The organism is Burkholderia sp. 567 (genome assembly GCF_040545115.1).
GTDB lineage: Bacteria > Pseudomonadota > Gammaproteobacteria > Burkholderiales > Burkholderiaceae > Burkholderia > Burkholderia ambifaria.
This window is the reverse complement of the sequence record NZ_JBEPLG010000007.1, coordinates 1-14,993: the sequence shown is the minus strand read 5'-3', so window position 1 is coordinate 14,993 and position 14,993 is coordinate 1. Positions and strand designations below refer to the sequence as shown.

Below are 14,993 nucleotides of genomic sequence, written 5' to 3'. Positions count from 1 at the left end.
CGGTGCAAGCCGGAACGGTCGGGGTCAGTCGGGAAAGGCGGTCAGCGCCGTGCGTCGGCAACGACGGGCGGCGGCGTCCAGCGTCGGCCGGACGCGACTTCGTACGCATGGCCGAACTGCAGCACGCCCCAGTCGTCGCGATGGCGGCCGACAATCTGCATCCCGATCGGCAGGCCGGCCTCGGAGAATCCGCACGGGACCGACAAGATCGGCGCCTCGGTCGACGACAGCAGCCAGCACACGCGCATCCAGTCGATGTAGGTCGTGCTCTCGACGCCGAGCACATCGGCAGGCGCGCGCAGCGCGGCGTCGAACGGCATCACCTGCGTCGTCGGCAGCACGTAGAACGCGTAGCGCTGCATGAACGCGCGCATCTGCTCGAACAGGCGCGTCTTGCGCACGAACATGCGGCCGAGATCCGCGGCGGAGAGCGAACGATGCAGCCGGTATTCGTCGTGGAGTTCGGGTTTGAGCGCCGCGCGCTGCCGCTCGTCGAAGCCGTCGATTAGCGTGCCGATCATCCACGCGCGCTCGATCCGGAACAGGTCTTCGGCTTCGGCGAGATCGGGGTCGTCGAATTCGACTTCGCAGCCGAGCGACGTGAACACGCGCGCCTGCGCATCGACCGCACGCCGGATCTCGGGATCGACCGGCACGCCGGGCAAACCGCGCGACATCGCGATGCGCGTGCCGCGGAAATCGCGTTCGAGCGGCTGCGCGAAGAGTACGCCCGGCTCCGCGATTTCGGTCGCGGTTTCGCCGCTCGGCCCGGCGATCGCGGACAGCAGCAGCGCCGTGTCGGCGACATCGCGCGCCATCGGCCCGTCGACGCCGAGCGTCGCCCAACCGTTCAGGTCCGGCGCGCGCGGCACGCGCCCGGGCGACGGCCGCAGCCCGACGACGTTGTTCCACGCGGCCGGGTTGCGCAGCGAACCGCCCATGTCGCTGCCGCACGCGAGCGGATTCATCCCGCACGCGAGTGCCGCGGCCGCGGCGCCGCTGCTGCCGCCGGCGGAACGCGTCAGGTCCCACGGGTTGCGCGTCGCGCCGAACACGTCGTTGAACGTATGCGAGCCGGCGCCGAATTCCGGCGTGTTCGACTTGCCGATCATCAGCGCGCCGGCGCTCGCACAGCGCCGCACGATCAGCGCGTCGTGCTGCGGGACGTGCTCGGCGAACAGCGTCGAACCGAAGGTCGTGCGCACGCCGCGCGTCGCGGTCAGATCCTTCTGCGACACCGGCAGCCCGTGCAGCGGCCCCTGCCATTCGCCGCGCGCCCAGCGCGTGTCGAGCTCGCGTGCGCGGGCGCGCAGCGCATCGGGATCGACGACAGTGACGAGCGCATTCACGCGCGGGTTGATCGTCGCGATGCGCTTGAGATGCGCATCGAGCAGCTCGCAGGCGCTGATCTGCCGGGACTTCAGCAATTCGAGCATGGTGCGCGCGGGCAGGTCGCACAGATCGCCGGCGGCGGCCGCGGCCGGCGACGGCGAAAACGAAACGGTCGTGGTCATGGAATCGATCGAAGAAGATGGAAGTCAGTCTGTCAGTGATCCTGATCGCTTCGGTCCGACGCGAACGCGAGCGCGACGAGCGACAGCAGGCCGCAGACGATCACGTACCACGCCGGCGCGGCCGGATTGCCGGTCGCCCCGATCAGCCAGGTGACGATGAACTGCGCGAAGCCGCCGAAGATCGACACGCCGCCCGCATACGCGATCGACAGCGCGGTCGCGCGCGTGCTCTTCGGAAACAGCTCCGCGAGGATCACGCCGTTCGCGCCTGCATTGACCGAGTGCAGCGCGGCGAGCAGCATCACGACCGCGTACATCGTCGCGATCGACGGCACCGCGCCGATCAGCCAGAAGCCCGGCAGGATCAGCACGGTCAGCGCCACGCGCGTCCACAGCGCGACGCGCTTGCTGCCGAGCCGATCCGACAGGCGTCCGCCGATCGGCGCGGCGACGAACATCACCGCCCCGGAGAGAATCCCGCACCACAGCGCGGTATCCATCGACAGGTGCAGCACGCGGATCGCATACGTCGACATGTAATAGAGGACGATGAAGTGCGCGGCGGTGCCGCCGACCACGAGGCCGAGCGCGGTCAGCACGGCGCCGCCGTCGCGCCGCAGCACGGTGCCGAGCACCGCGGACGAGCGCCGCGCGGCCGCGGCCGGCGCGTGCTGTTCGAGCGCATTGAAGCGCGCGCGCAGATACAGGCCGACCGGCGCGATCAGCACGCCGGCGAGAAACGGCACGCGCCAGCCCCACGATTCGAGCGCGGCCGGTTCGAGGAAATACGACAGCAGGAAGCCGACGAACGAACCGGCCAGTGCCGCCGCGCCCTGGCTCGCGAATTGCCAGCTCGTGTAGTAGCCGCGTTCGCCGGGCGGTGCACGCTCGGCGAGCAGCGACGTCGATACGCCGACTTCCCCGCCGGCGGAGAAGCCCTGCAGCAGCCGTGCGAGCACGACCAGCACGGGCGCCGCGGCGCCGATCTGCGCGTAGGTCGGCATCACGCCGATCATCCCGGTGCCGATCGCCATCGTGACGAGCGTGAGGTTCATCGCCGGCACGCGGCCGAAGCGGTCGGCGACCAGCCCGATCACGACGCCGCCGATCGGCCGCGCGATGAAGCCGACGCCGAACGTCGCGACCGACATCAGCAATTGCTGCTGCGCGGACGCGGCCGGGAAAAACAGTTTTCCAAGCAGCACCGCGAAGAAGCTGAACACGGTGAGATCGAAGAATTCGAGGCCGTTGCCGATCGTGATCGCGACGATCAGCTGGCGATTGGACGGGGATGCGGCAACGGTGCCGACATGCCCGCCGAACGTGCTGTCCGCTCGGGGCGCCTTCATGAAGGTTTGTCTCCGTACTGGTTGTGCGTATCGGTTGCGTGTGTGGTGCGTGTCTGTTGCGCGGCCCGTTCGACGGCCTGCGCATGCAGTCTAGGCATTCAAAATACGCAGCCCGGAGCGACATTTTTCGATCGTGATAACGCCTGGTTATCGCGCGCTTTGCCCGCGCGATCGCGGTGTAGGATACGAACGTCGCTACTGCCGCCGCGCCCCGCCACGCCGTGAAACACCATCAGCTCCGGGCGCTTGCCGCCATCGCCGAACACGGGAGCCTGCGCGCCGCCGCGCGTGCGATCCATCTGTCCCAGCCCGCACTCACCAAGGCGATCCGCGAACTCGAGCAGGACCTCGGCGTGCCGCTCGTCACGCGCAACGCGCGCGGCGCGCAGCTCACGCGCTTCGGCCAGGCCGTCTATGCACGCGCGCGGCTGATCCTCGCGGAGATCCAGCACGCGCGCGACGACGTGATCCATCTGTCGGGCGGCAAGGAAGGCGCGCTCGCGTGCGCGCTGACGCCGCTGATGTCGCTCGGCTTCCTGCCGGCCGCGCTCGACGCGTTCCGTCAGCGCATGCCGACGATCCGCCTCGACGTGCGCGAAGGCTTTCTCGACACGGCGCTGCCGCGCCTGCGCGACGGCACGCTCGACTTCGTGATCGCGATCGTCGATGCGACGCGGCTGTCGCCCGAATTCACGTTCCGGCCGCTCATCGAATCCGCGCTGATCCTGATGACGCGCGCGAGCAATCCGCTGCGTCACTGCACGTCGCTCGCGCAGCTGCAGGATGCGCAATGGGTGCTCAACACGTCGCCGGAAAGCATCGGCCGGCTGCTGCAGAACGTGTTCGTCGCGCACGGCTACGCGGCACCGCAGCCGATCGTCGAATGCACGTCGTTCAGCGCGGCGTTCGCGCTGTCGGTGCATACCGACAGCGTGTCGTGCGTGCCGCAGCTCTTCATGGAGATCGACTGGATACGCGAACGGATGGTCGCGATCGATGTGAAGGAGACGATTCCGACCGTGTCGGCCGGTGTGCTCACGCGGCGCGATGCGCTGAACACGGTCGCATGCGACTACCTGATCCACTGCTTCGTCGAGGCCGTGCGCCGGTACGATCCCGCGAAACTGCTGTGGCGATCGTGACCTGTCCTATTCGATTCGAATCGCACTACGAATATCGATTTTCTTTATAAGAAAAATCACGTCTAATTTCGTACAATTACTAAATACAAACCGAGGAAGAAGGTTTATATAGGACCAATCCTGCCGATAAGATTCAACAAGGCAACGGCCCCGGAACCCGTTATTTTGAGACCCTTCCGGCGGTTGATCAACACATCATTTCGTAATACTTATTCGCGTGAGTCGTTCGTTCAAATACGACGCATCGACAGATAGAATTAAACAAACAATTCTATTTACCGATAAAAAAATGGACGAACTCCTGCCAATGCGGCTATTCATCAAGGTGGCCGAACTTCACAGTTTCGCGCGTGCAGCCACGGAACTGAACATCTCCAACTCGTCGGCCACCCGCCTCATCATGGGCATCGAGGACAGGCTCGGCGCACGCCTGCTGAACCGCACGACGCGCAGCCTGTCGCTCACCGACGCCGGTCATCTGTATCTCGCGCAGATCCGCCACGTGGTGGAGGAAATCGACCGCGTCGAGGACACGATCGCGTCGATGCATCACGAGCCGATCGGGTCGCTGAAGATCGCCGCGCCGGTCATGTTCGGCATGCACGTGCTCGCCCCGGCGATCGATGCGTTCAAGACGCAGCATCCGGCCATCGTGCCGGAAGTCACGATCGTCGACCGCCATGTCGATCTCGTATCCGAGGGCTTCGACGTCGGGCTGCTGCTGTCGCAGCGCATCAGCACCAACACGCTGGTGACGCGCCCGCTCACGCGGCTCAAGCGGATCGTCTGTGCGGCGCCCCGGTATGTCGAAGCGCACGGCGCACCGGTCCATCCGCACGATCTCGCGTCCCATTCGTGCCTGACGTTCCATGCCGACTTCGCGGGCGAATACCTGTCGTTCGATCACGAGCCGACGCGCGTCGCGGTGCGGCCGAACAAATCCGCATCGTCGAACAACATCGGGCTGATCCGGAACTGGGCGCTGTCGGGCATGGGTATCGCGGTGCTGCCCGACTTCCTCGTCGAAGCGGATCTCGCCGACGGACGGCTGCTCGCGCTGCTGCCCGACTATCGGCTCGAGGAACTCGAGATGAATATCGCGTACCCGAGCCGGCGGCACTTTCCGCGCAAGACGCGGCTTTTCGTCGATCACCTGGTCGAGTATTTCGTCAGGTGAAAGAAGGGTTCAATCGCGCACCTTTTTTGCATCGAGGCCGGGCGCCGTCGGCGAACCCGCGGCCCGCCGCGCACCCGCGCCAGCCGGGCCACGTGCGGCCGCATCGCCGCCCACGCCCGGTGCGGGCACACCTGTTGCGCCGCTGCATCTCAGTAGTGAACCGCTCTTGGCAGCCGGCCGTTGAGGACTACACTAATCCTTAATGAGGTGCGGCCGGAGCCCGTGCCTCCAGGGAGACGCCGCCATGAATCGGCCACTGAATCGCATCCTGCCGCGCATGACCGGTAGTGCATCGGTCTGGACGTGGGTCAAGTGGTCGTTGCTGGCCGCGCTGGTGATCGCCGTGGCGATCCTCGTGCGGCTCGTGATGACCGAGATCGCGACGTCGCGCATGCAGGCGCACTACCTGTCCGAACTCACGCGCGACGTCGGCTACACGGTCGAGGCGGGCGCGAGCGACCACATCCGTTTCCCCGCGAACGGGCCGTACGACGAGCGCCTCGGTTATTCGATGATTCCCGCGTTCCAGGAGCGCCTGCTCGCACGCGGCTTCGTCGTCGGCAAGCAGGCGCGCGATTCCGACCGGATGCTGTCGCTCGCCGATCGCGGCCTGTTCCTTCCTTACGAAGAGAAAGATCAGGCCGGGCTGATGCTGTTCGACTCGACCGGCTCGCCGCTGTTCGCGACCGTGTTCCCGCAGCGCGTGTACGCCGACTTCGACACGGTGCCGCGGGTGGTCGCCGATTCGCTGATGTTCATCGAGGATCGCTACCTGCTCGACCCGAACCAGCCGAACCGCAATCCGGCGATCGACTGGGGCCGCTTCAGCCGCGCGCTCGCCGATCAGGCGCTGCACGTCGTCAACCATCACCAGGCGCGCCCGGGCGGCAGCACGCTCGCGACGCAGATCGAGAAGTTCCGCCATTCGCCCGACGGCCGCACCGCGACGCCGCCGGAGAAGCTGCGCCAGATCGCGTCCGCGTCGATCCTCGCGTACCTGAACGGCCCGCAGACGATGCTCGCGCGCCGCACGATCCTGGTGCGCTACCTGAACTCGGTGCCGCTCGCCGCGCGGCCGCACGTGGGTGAAATCAACGGTATCGGCGACGGTCTCGCCGCGTGGTACGGCCGCGACTTCAACGACGTGAACCGCATCCTGTCCGCGCCGACCACCGGCGACAACGTCGACGAACAGGGCAAGGCGTTCCGCGAGGTGCTGTCGCTGATCATCGCGCAGCGCGCGCCGTCGTATTTCCTGAACCGCGGCTATCCGGCGCTGCAGAAGCTGACCGACAGCTATCTGCGGCTGCTGTCGAACGGCGGCGTGATCTCTCCCGCGCTGCGCGATGCGGCGCTCGCCGCGCAGATCGAGCGCGCCGCGCCGCCGGCCGCCGCGCGCGTGCAGTCGTTCGTGTCGCGCAAGGCCGTGTCGTCCGCGCGCGCGTCGCTGCTCTCGGCGCTCGGCATCAGCGACCTGTACCAGCTCGACCAGCTCGATCTGGAAGCCACCAGCACGCTCGACAACGGTGTGCAGCAGGCGGTCGCCGACCGGCTCGCGCGGGCGTCGACCCGCGACGGCGCGCAGGCGGCCGGGCTGTACGGCTTCGAGATGCTCGCGCCGAAGGACGACCCGTCTCATCTGACGTACAGCTTCACGCTGTACGAGCATCGCAACGGCGCGAACATGCTGCGCGTGCAGACCGACAGCGTGAACCAGCCGTTCGACGTGAACCGCGGCGGCCGCATCAACCTCGGCTCGACCGCGAAGCTGCGCACGCTGATCACCTACCTGCAGATCGTCTCCGAGCTGCACGCGCGCTACGGCAACCTGCCGAACGCGCAACTCGCGCACGTGAAGCCCGATCCGATCGACGGGCTGTCGCGCTGGGCGCTCGACTACCTGTCGCACACGCGCGACCGCTCGCTGCAGGCGATGCTCGATGCGGCGGTCGAACGCAAGTACTCGGCGAGCCCCGACGTGTTCTACACGGGCGGCGGCGCGCAGGTGTTCTCGAACTTCGAAAAGTCGGACAACGGCCGCATCCTGACGCTGCATACGGCGTTCGAGCATTCGGTCAACCTGGTGTTCGTGCGGCTGATGCGCGACATCGTCCATTACGAAATGCTGAAGGCGGCCGGCCCGTCGACGTCGTGGCTCGGCGATCCGGAGCAGCGCAAGCATTACCTCGAGCAGTTCGTCGACGGCGAAAGCAAGGTGTACGTGAAGCGCTACTACACGCGCTACGCGGGCAAGACGCCCGACGACGCGCTCGCGCTGATGCTGCAGGACGTGCGCAAGTCGCCGCCGAAGATCGCGACGGTGCTGCGCAGCGTCGCGCCGAACGAATCGCTCGCGTGGTTCAGCGCGCACATGCGCGCGCAGCTGAAGGGCACGCCGGCCGCGACGATGTCGGACTACGATCTCGCCGAGCTGTACGCGAAGTACGCGATCGACCGCTTCAACCTCAACGATCGCGGCTACATCGCGAGCGTCCACCCGCTCGCGCTGTGGACCCTCAATTACCTGCGCGCCCACCCGAACGCGCCGCTCGCCGACGTCCAGCGCGACAGCCGCGATGCGCGCTTCTACACGTACTCGTGGCTGTACAAGACCCGCTACCACGCGACCCAGGACCGGCGCATCCGCCACATGGTCGAGCTGCGCGCGTATGGCGAAATCACGAAGGCGTGGCGCGCGCTCGGCTATCCGTTCGAGGAAGTCACGCCGTCGTTCGCGGCCGCGATCGGCGCGTCGGGCGACCAGCCGGACGCGCTCGCGAAACTGATCGGCCTGATCGCGAACGGCGGCCAGAAGGCGCCGACCGAGACGATTACGCGCCTCGACTTCGCGAAGGGCACGCCGTACGAAACGCGCTTCGTGCGCGCGGCCGCGCAGCCGCAGCCGCTGCTGTCGCCCGAGATCGTCAACGTGGCGCGCACGCTGCTGGGCGACGTCGTGCAGCACGGCACCGCGCGGCGCCTCGCGGGCGGCTTCACGCTGCCCGACGGCAAGACGCTCCCGGTGTACGGCAAGACCGGGACGGGCGACCAGCGCTTCAATGTGTACGCACGCGGCGCGCGGCTGATCGAGTCGCGCAAGGTCAACCGCAGCGGCACGTTCGTGTTCGTGCTTGGCGACCGCTTCTTCGGCGTGCTGACGGCGACCGCGCACGAGCCGTACGCGGCGCGCTACGACTTCACGAGCGCGATGGCCGTGCAGTTGCTGAAGTCGATGGCGCCGGCGCTCGCGCCGCTGATCGAACGCCCGGTCGAAGCCGGCACGCGCACGGCGGGCCCCGCGCCGCAGGCGGAAACGCCGACGCCGCAGGCCGCGCCGGTCTCGCCGTCCTGAGCGCCGCCCGCGCGCTCACGCGACGACGCGCCGCTCAGGCCGAGCGGCCGTCGAAATGCGTGACGGGCAGCGCGTCGATATCGACATCCTCGAGGCATCGCACGTTGATCGCGGCCATCTCGGTGCCGTTCGGATGCGTCCCCTCGCCGAACGCGTGAATCCCGCAGCGCTTGCAGAAGCGATGGCGGATCACGTGCTTGTTGAACATGTAGGTCGACAGATTGTCGTCGGGCGTGAGAAGCGTCATGTGGTCACGCGGCACGAACCACATCAGCGCGCCCTTGCGCCGGCAGATCGAGCAGTTGCAGGCCATCACGCCCTGCAGGTCACCTTCCGCCTCGAACTTCACGTCGCCGCAGTGGCAGCTTCCGCGATAGAGCATGGTCGTCTCCTGGTGCGGCCCGTGCACGACGACGGCGCCCGGGCGGGACACCGTTGGCCGGACCGATCCATGCGCGTACAGTAGCGCGCACATGCGCCGCACGCAATGTCCGGCGGCGCCCGTCCCGACCCGTCCCAACCAAGGAAAACCGTCATGCTCGAACTGCGCCCCGGCTGCGAATGCTGCGACAAGGACCTGCCGCCCGATTCGGCGGAAGCCCGCATCTGTACGTTTGAATGCACATTCTGCGCGACCTGCGCCGACGAGGTGCTGAAGGGCCGCTGCCCGAACTGCGGCGGCGACCTGGTCGCTCGCCCGCGCCGGCCGGCGAGCCTGCTCGCGAAATATCCGGCGTCGACGGAGCGCATCCACAAGCCGGGCGGCTGCGCGAACGCCGCCTGACGGCGCCGCATCGCGCGCCGCTTCCCGTCACGACATCTCGATGCGCGCGCGCGTGATCGCGAGCAGCGACGCCATCGCACGGCGCGCGCCGTCCTCGTCGCGCATGCCGATTGCGTCGGCGACGGCCGCATGCTCGGCGAGCGACGCATTGAACACGTGCGCCCGGCGCGCGTTCAGGTGCAGCTGCGCCTCGAGCGTGCGGTCGATCAGCGCGCCGAGCGGCACCAGCAGCTCGTTGCCGCCCGCCTCCAGCACGCTCAGGTGAAAGCGCAGGTCCGCGCGCACCCATTCGTCGACGTTGCGCGCGGCGGCCATCGCGCGCACCGCGTCATCGATCGCGTCGAACGCGCCCGCCCCGTGCGCACGCGCGGCCAGCGCGGCCGCGTGGGGCTCGATCATTTCGCGCATCTCCTGCAGCTTGAGCGCGAACGCGAGCGGCGGCGCGACCCGCGCATACCAGTCGAGCAGGTCGGCATCGAGCAGGTTCCATGCGCGGCGCGGCCGCACGCGCGTGCCGACCTTCGGCCGCGATTCGACCAGCCCCTTCGACGTCAGCGTGCGCAGCGCCTCGCGCAGCACCGTGCGGCTCACGCCGAACATCTCCATCAGGTCCGGCTCGCGCGGCAGCAGCGATTCGGGCGGATAGTCGCCGCGCAGGATCGCTGTCGCAAGGCGGAAGGACGTCTGTCCATGCAGGTCGCGTTGAATGATCGTTCTCCGTTGGCCGGGCACGCCGCGGCTGTCCACTATCTGCACAATAGTGCTATTAATACTATTTTTTATCACGCTACGCTAGGATAACCGTCACGTACTCGACGGCGCCGCATCCGCACGTCCGCGCCGCGCAACCCAGGAGACTCGCGACATGAAAATCATCCGCCTCGAAACCTTCGTCGTCCCGCCGCGCTGGCTGTTCCTCAAGATCGAAACCGACGAGGGCATCGTCGGCTGGGGCGAGCCGGTGGTCGAGGGCCGCGCGCACACGGTCGAAGCCGCCGTGCAGGAACTCGCCGACTATCTGGTCGGCAAGGATCCGCTGCTGATCGAGGATCACTGGCAGGTGATGTACCGCGCGGGCTTCTACCGCGGCGGTCCGATCATGATGAGCGCGATCGCGGGCGTCGACCAGGCGCTGTGGGACATCAAGGGCAAGCATCACGGCGTGCCGGTGCACGCGCTGCTCGGCGGCCAGGTGCGCGATCGCATCAAGGTGTATTCGTGGATCGGCGGCGACCGGCCGAGCGATGTCGCGAACAACGCACGCGCGGTGGTCGAGCGCGGCTTCAAGGCCGTGAAGATGAACGGCTCCGAGGAGCTGCAGATCGTCGATACCTACGACAAGGTCGAGCAGGTGATCGCGAACGTCGCGGCGGTGCGCGACGCGGTCGGCCCGCACGTCGGGATCGGCGTCGACTTCCACGGCCGCGTGCACAAGCCGATGGCGAAGGTGCTCGCGAAGGAGCTCGATCCGTACAAGCTGATGTTCATCGAGGAGCCGGTGCTGTCGGAGAACGCCGAGGCGCTGCGCGACATCGTGAACCAGACCAACACGCCGATCGCGCTCGGCGAGCGGCTCTACTCGCGCTGGGACTTCAAGCACATTCTCGCGGGCGGCTACGTCGACATCATCCAGCCCGACGCATCGCACGCGGGCGGCATCACCGAGTGCCGCAAGATCGCGACGCTCGCGGAAAGCTACGACGTCGCGCTCGCGCTGCACTGCCCGCTCGGCCCGATCGCGCTGGCCGCGTGCCTGCAACTCGATGCGGTCAGCTACAACGCGTTCATCCAGGAACAGAGCCTCGGCATCCACTACAACCAGGGGAACGACCTGCTCGACTACCTGCGCAACCCCGAGGTGTTCCGCTACGAAGACGGCTTCGTCGCGATCCCGCAGGGCCCGGGGCTCGGCATCGACGTCAACGAGGAGAAGGTGCGCGAGATGGCGAAGACGGGCCATCGCTGGCGCAATCCGGTGTGGCGCCACGCGGACGGCAGCGTCGCCGAGTGGTGATGCGGAGGTGAAGTGAGATGAGATGACGTGCGTTGCGCGGCGGACCAGCCGCGCATCGCAGGCCGAGACGGCCGCCCGACAGGCGGCCGCTTTTACATCCGCGGCATGCGGCTCATGTGGCTCACGCAGCTCACGCGGGAACGGCATCCCGCGCCGAACCGGCCGTCAGCCGAGCGCCGCGAACCCCGGCACGCAGAACGACAGCACCGCGGCCGCGACGAACACCGCGATCATCGTCAGCGCTTCGAGATGCAGGATGTTGCGGAACGTGTGCGCGTCTTCGGTCGACGCGGTACGGCGCAGGCGCGGCAGCGCGGAGAAGCGGTTCAGCCCGCCGAGCACGAGCGCGAGCGCGACGAGCAGCAGCTTGAGCAACAGCACGCGCCCCCACGTGCTGCCGTCGAGCGGCGCGAGCGAGCCGCCGAGCCCGCGCAGCGCATTGAGCACGCCGGTGCCGAGCACGAAGACGACCGCGATCGCCGAGGTTCGCGACAGTTGCTGGCCGATCCGGATCAGCGCGCCGCGCGCGACCGACGAACCGAGCACCGGCAGCACCGCGAGGCCGGCCGCGAGCACGAGGCCGCCCCACACCGCGGTGGCGAGCAGGTGCAGCGTCTGCACGCCGACCGCCGCGGACAGCGGGCCCGTATCGGCCGCATGGCCGAGCGACGCCTTGCCGGCCGCGACCACGATCACCGCGAACCACAGCACCGCATGCGCGACCGGACCCTCGGGCTTCGCCAGCGCGACGATCGCGAGCAGCACGGCGCCGGCGAACGCGACGCTCCACGCAAAGCCCGCATGCGTCTGCATCAGCATGGTCGGAATCGCATCGAACGCGCCGCCGAGCCCCGCGCCGCTCATCGACGCGGCTTCATACACGAGCCAGCCGAGATCGGCGAGCACGAGCGCCAGCGCCGCCGCGACCAGCGAATGTTGCGCGCGCAGCCATGCATGATGCGACGGCGCGACGACCGGCCGCGCGCCGTCCTTGCCGAGCCACGCCTTGAGCAGCGCCGAGCCGACCGCCATCGCGAACGTCGCGTCCATCAAGGCCGCGAGCGCGACCTGCCCGATCCACAAGCTGTCGATCCTCATTGCGCGCGCCCTCCCGGAAACGGCCGGCCGGCGACGCGGCGGCAAGTGGAACGACAGCGGGGAGACGGCAACGGCACGGTAGGGAACGTCATCGATGAATCCGGAAACGGGAGAAATGACTGGATCTGCGGCGGAGGCGGCGCCGCGCGACCCGCGAGTGTACGGTCTTCGATGGTCAAAGCGCACGCCGGTTCACATCATCCGTACATATCGCGCGGCAAATTGTCGCAAGTCGCAAACAGACAGGAACCGATGTCCTTTTGCCAAATAGCCGTCATTACCCATCGATGATAGAATGCCGCGTCGCAGCAGCCCGGCTGCCCTGCCATCCATGCGCCGAGCCGATCGTAGCCCGGACAGGTCCCCGACGAATAAACATGGAGTCTCGTGTGTCTTCAAGACGCCTCTTCCGTCCGTTGCTCGCCGTTCTCTTGATCGGTGGCGCGGGCCTTATGAGCGCTGCTCAAGCGCAGACCAAGCCCACGGAGCAAGCGCACGCCCAGCAGGCGCCGCTCAAGGCACCCGATACGATGGCCGAGCGTGTGCGCGGCTGTACCGCATGCCACGGCGTTCACGGCCAGGGCACCGACAACGATTATTTCCCGCGTCTTGCCGGCAAGCCGGCCGAGTACCTGTACAACCAGCTCGTCAACTTCCGTGACGGACGGCGCAAGTACCCGCCGATGAACTACCTGCTGACGTACCTGAACGACGATTACCTGAAAGAGATCGCCGAGCACTTCTCGGCCGAGCGTCCGCCGTACCCGACGCCGGCCAAGCCGACGCTGCCGGCCGCCACGCTCGCGCGCGGCAAGCAGCTCGTCACGCAAGGCGATCCGTCGCGCAAGCTGCCGGCCTGCGTCGCCTGCCACGGCGCCGGGCTGACCGGCATGCAGCCGGCGATCCCGGGCCTCGTCGGCCTGCACGCCGATTACCTGAGCGCACAGCTCGGCGCATGGCGCTCGGGCAACCGCCACGCGAAGGCACCGGATTGCATGCACGATATCGCGTCGAAGCTGTCGGATGAAGACGTCACGGCCGTGACCGCGTGGCTCGCCGCGCAACCGGCGCCCGCCAACCCCGTGCCGGCCCCGGCGCGTTCGATGAAGACTCCGCTCGCCTGCGGCAGCGAACCGCAATAAGGCAAGGGAGACAGACACAATGAAACGCAAGTCCCTGTTTGCACTCTCGGCTGTCGCGATCGTCGCGGCAGTCGCCCTCGTGCCGGTCCTGTGGCCGGGCAACGACACGCTGCACGGCGCTGCCGCCGTCGCGGCCACGCCGGCCGACCAGGCCGCGCTGATCAAGAAGGGCGAATACCTCGCGCGCGTCGGCGACTGTATCGCGTGCCACACCGTGCGCGGCGGCAAGTCGTTCGCGGGCGGCCTGCCGATGGCGACGCCGTTCGGCACGATGTACACGCCGAACATCACGCCGGACGACAAGGACGGCATCGGCAAGTGGACGTCGGACGACTTCTACCGCGCGATGCACACCGGTCGTTCGAAGGACGGCAGCCTGCTCTACCCGGGCTTCCCGTTCGCGAGCTACACGAAGGTCACGCGCGCCGATTCGGACGCGATCTACGCGTACCTGCGTTCGGTCCCGCCGGTCTCGGTGCCGAGCCGTCCGCACGAACTCAAGTTCCCATTCAACAACCGTAACCTGCTGATCGGCTGGCGCACGCTGTTCTTCAAGGAAGGCGAGTACAAGCCGGATCCGACCAAGTCGGTCGAATGGAACCGCGGCGCGTACCTCGTCGAAGGCCTCGGCCACTGCTCGATGTGCCACACGTCGATCAACATGATGGGCGGCCCGGTGAACTCGGCAGCCTTCGCGGGCGGCCTGATCCCGCTGCAGAACTGGTATGCTCCGTCGCTGACGAACGACAAGGAACTCGGCCTCGGCGACTGGCACGTGCAGGAGCTGTCCGACCTGCTGCAGGCCGGCGTGTCGAACAAGGGCGCGGTGTTCGGCCCGATGGCCGACGTCGTGCACAACAGCCTCCAGTACATGAACGACGAAGATACGCGCGCAATGTCGACGTACCTGAAGTCGATCCCGCAGAAGGCTGAAGCGCCGAAGAACATGCAGTACGAGCCGTCGAAGCAGTTCGGCAACACGCTGTTCGACCAGGGCAAGAAGATCTACGCGGACAATTGCGCGACCTGCCACGCCGAAACCGGCGCAGGCAAGCCGCCCGCGTATCCGCCGCTCGCGGGCAACCATTCGATCGTGATGGAATCGGCAGTCAACCCGATCCGCATGGTGCTGAACGGTGGCTACCCGCCGAGCACGTTCAAGAATCCCCGTCCGTACGGGATGCCGCCGTTCGCACAGTCGCTGTCGAACCAGGAAGTTGCGGCAGTCGTCACGTATATCCGGATGTCGTGGGGCAACAACGGTACGCCGATCTCGCCGCAACAGGTGAGCGACCTGCGTTCCGCGCCGCTTGACTAAATAACGCGCGACACAGACGGGGGCGGGGGGGGGGGGGGGGCCCCCCCCCCCCCCCCCCCCCGCCCCCCCCCCCCCCCCCCCCCCCCCCCCCCGGGCCCACAAA

12 protein-coding genes are annotated in these 14,993 nt (G+C 67.7%); 7 read left to right on the top strand and 5 right to left on the bottom strand.

From position 1 onward, the window contains the following. Nucleotides 1-41: 41 nt before the first annotated feature. Both ABIC50_RS20405 and ABIC50_RS20400 read right to left on the bottom strand, forming a co-directional pair. Nucleotides 42-1,514: an amidase gene (locus ABIC50_RS20405; RefSeq protein ID WP_354166538.1), complete on the bottom strand. Its 1,473-nt coding sequence runs from the start codon at nucleotides 1,512-1,514 to the stop codon at nucleotides 42-44. A gap of 32 nt (nucleotides 1,515-1,546) precedes the next feature. After that, nucleotides 1,547-2,863: an MFS transporter gene (locus tag ABIC50_RS20400; protein ID WP_011657843.1), complete on the bottom strand. Its 1,317-nt coding sequence runs from the start codon at nucleotides 2,861-2,863 to the stop codon at nucleotides 1,547-1,549. 221 nt (nucleotides 2,864-3,084) lie between these two features. Here ABIC50_RS20400 and ABIC50_RS20395 point away from each other — a divergent pair, with 221 nt between their 5' ends. The 3 genes from ABIC50_RS20395 (at nucleotide 3,085) to ABIC50_RS20385 (ending at nucleotide 8,534) form a co-directional block, all read left to right on the top strand. After that, complete coding sequence (locus ABIC50_RS20395) at nucleotides 3,085-4,005, top strand: LysR substrate-binding domain-containing protein (protein WP_229060812.1); 921 nt, start codon at nucleotides 3,085-3,087, stop codon at nucleotides 4,003-4,005. 289 nt (nucleotides 4,006-4,294) lie between these two features. Next, nucleotides 4,295-5,182 (top strand): LysR family transcriptional regulator, encoded by an 888-nt coding sequence (locus tag ABIC50_RS20390; RefSeq protein ID WP_354166536.1) that lies wholly within the window; start codon nucleotides 4,295-4,297, stop codon nucleotides 5,180-5,182. A 244-nt stretch (nucleotides 5,183-5,426) separates the two neighbouring features. Continuing rightward, nucleotides 5,427-8,534, top strand: a complete 3,108-nt coding sequence (locus ABIC50_RS20385) for a transglycosylase domain-containing protein (RefSeq protein ID WP_354166533.1) — start codon at nucleotides 5,427-5,429, stop codon at nucleotides 8,532-8,534. 34 nt (nucleotides 8,535-8,568) lie between these two features. Here the strand turns inward: ABIC50_RS20385 and ABIC50_RS20380 are convergent, their stop codons facing one another. After that, nucleotides 8,569-8,916 (bottom strand): GFA family protein, encoded by a 348-nt coding sequence (locus ABIC50_RS20380; RefSeq protein WP_175656338.1) that lies wholly within the window; start codon nucleotides 8,914-8,916, stop codon nucleotides 8,569-8,571. A 153-nt stretch (nucleotides 8,917-9,069) separates the two neighbouring features. Between ABIC50_RS20380 and ABIC50_RS20375 the strand changes: the two genes are divergently transcribed. After that, a complete protein-coding gene (locus ABIC50_RS20375; protein ID WP_175678103.1) occupies nucleotides 9,070-9,318 on the top strand; it encodes a DUF1272 domain-containing protein in 249 nt (82 codons plus the stop codon). A 27-nt stretch (nucleotides 9,319-9,345) separates the two neighbouring features. Here ABIC50_RS20375 and ABIC50_RS20370 read toward each other — a convergent pair whose 3' ends face one another. After that, complete coding sequence (locus tag ABIC50_RS20370; RefSeq protein WP_175746050.1) at nucleotides 9,346-10,050, bottom strand: FadR/GntR family transcriptional regulator; 705 nt, start codon at nucleotides 10,048-10,050, stop codon at nucleotides 9,346-9,348. Nucleotides 10,051-10,183: 133 nt separating this feature from the next. Here ABIC50_RS20370 and dgoD point away from each other — a divergent pair, with 133 nt between their 5' ends. Further along, nucleotides 10,184-11,332 (top strand): galactonate dehydratase, encoded by a 1,149-nt coding sequence (gene dgoD / locus ABIC50_RS20365; protein WP_006751313.1) that lies wholly within the window; start codon nucleotides 10,184-10,186, stop codon nucleotides 11,330-11,332. Between the two features lie 165 nt (nucleotides 11,333-11,497). Here dgoD and ABIC50_RS20360 read toward each other — a convergent pair whose 3' ends face one another. After that, complete coding sequence (locus ABIC50_RS20360; RefSeq protein WP_354166531.1) at nucleotides 11,498-12,430, bottom strand: CopD family protein; 933 nt, start codon at nucleotides 12,428-12,430, stop codon at nucleotides 11,498-11,500. A 377-nt stretch (nucleotides 12,431-12,807) separates the two neighbouring features. Between ABIC50_RS20360 and ABIC50_RS20355 the strand changes: the two genes are divergently transcribed. Further along, nucleotides 12,808-13,572 (top strand): c-type cytochrome, encoded by a 765-nt coding sequence (locus tag ABIC50_RS20355; RefSeq protein WP_041489853.1) that lies wholly within the window; start codon nucleotides 12,808-12,810, stop codon nucleotides 13,570-13,572. A 19-nt stretch (nucleotides 13,573-13,591) separates the two neighbouring features. Further along, a complete protein-coding gene (locus ABIC50_RS20350; RefSeq protein WP_006757973.1) occupies nucleotides 13,592-14,890 on the top strand; it encodes a c-type cytochrome in 1,299 nt (432 codons plus the stop codon). The last annotated feature ends 103 nt before the right edge of the window (nucleotides 14,891-14,993 follow it).

Excerpts from the sequence above, each read along its gene's own strand:
- ABIC50_RS20355 (WP_041489853.1), top strand. The coding sequence starts at position 12,808 with ATGGAGTCTCGTGTGTCTTCAAGACGCCTCTTCCGTCCGTTGCTCGCC.
- ABIC50_RS20385 (WP_354166533.1), top strand. The coding sequence starts at position 5,427 with ATGAATCGGCCACTGAATCGCATCCTGCCGCGCATGACCGGTAGTGCA.
- ABIC50_RS20360 (WP_354166531.1), bottom strand. The coding sequence starts at position 12,430 with ATGAGGATCGACAGCTTGTGGATCGGGCAGGTCGCGCTCGCGGCCTTG.
- ABIC50_RS20375 (WP_175678103.1), top strand. The coding sequence starts at position 9,070 with ATGCTCGAACTGCGCCCCGGCTGCGAATGCTGCGACAAGGACCTGCCG.
- ABIC50_RS20405 (WP_354166538.1), bottom strand. The coding sequence starts at position 1,514 with ATGACCACGACCGTTTCGTTTTCGCCGTCGCCGGCCGCGGCCGCCGCC.
- ABIC50_RS20350 (WP_006757973.1), top strand. The coding sequence starts at position 13,592 with ATGAAACGCAAGTCCCTGTTTGCACTCTCGGCTGTCGCGATCGTCGCG.
- dgoD (WP_006751313.1), top strand. The coding sequence starts at position 10,184 with ATGAAAATCATCCGCCTCGAAACCTTCGTCGTCCCGCCGCGCTGGCTG.
- ABIC50_RS20400 (WP_011657843.1), bottom strand. The coding sequence starts at position 2,863 with ATGAAGGCGCCCCGAGCGGACAGCACGTTCGGCGGGCATGTCGGCACC.
- ABIC50_RS20380 (WP_175656338.1), bottom strand. The coding sequence starts at position 8,916 with ATGCTCTATCGCGGAAGCTGCCACTGCGGCGACGTGAAGTTCGAGGCG.
- ABIC50_RS20390 (WP_354166536.1), top strand. The coding sequence starts at position 4,295 with ATGGACGAACTCCTGCCAATGCGGCTATTCATCAAGGTGGCCGAACTT.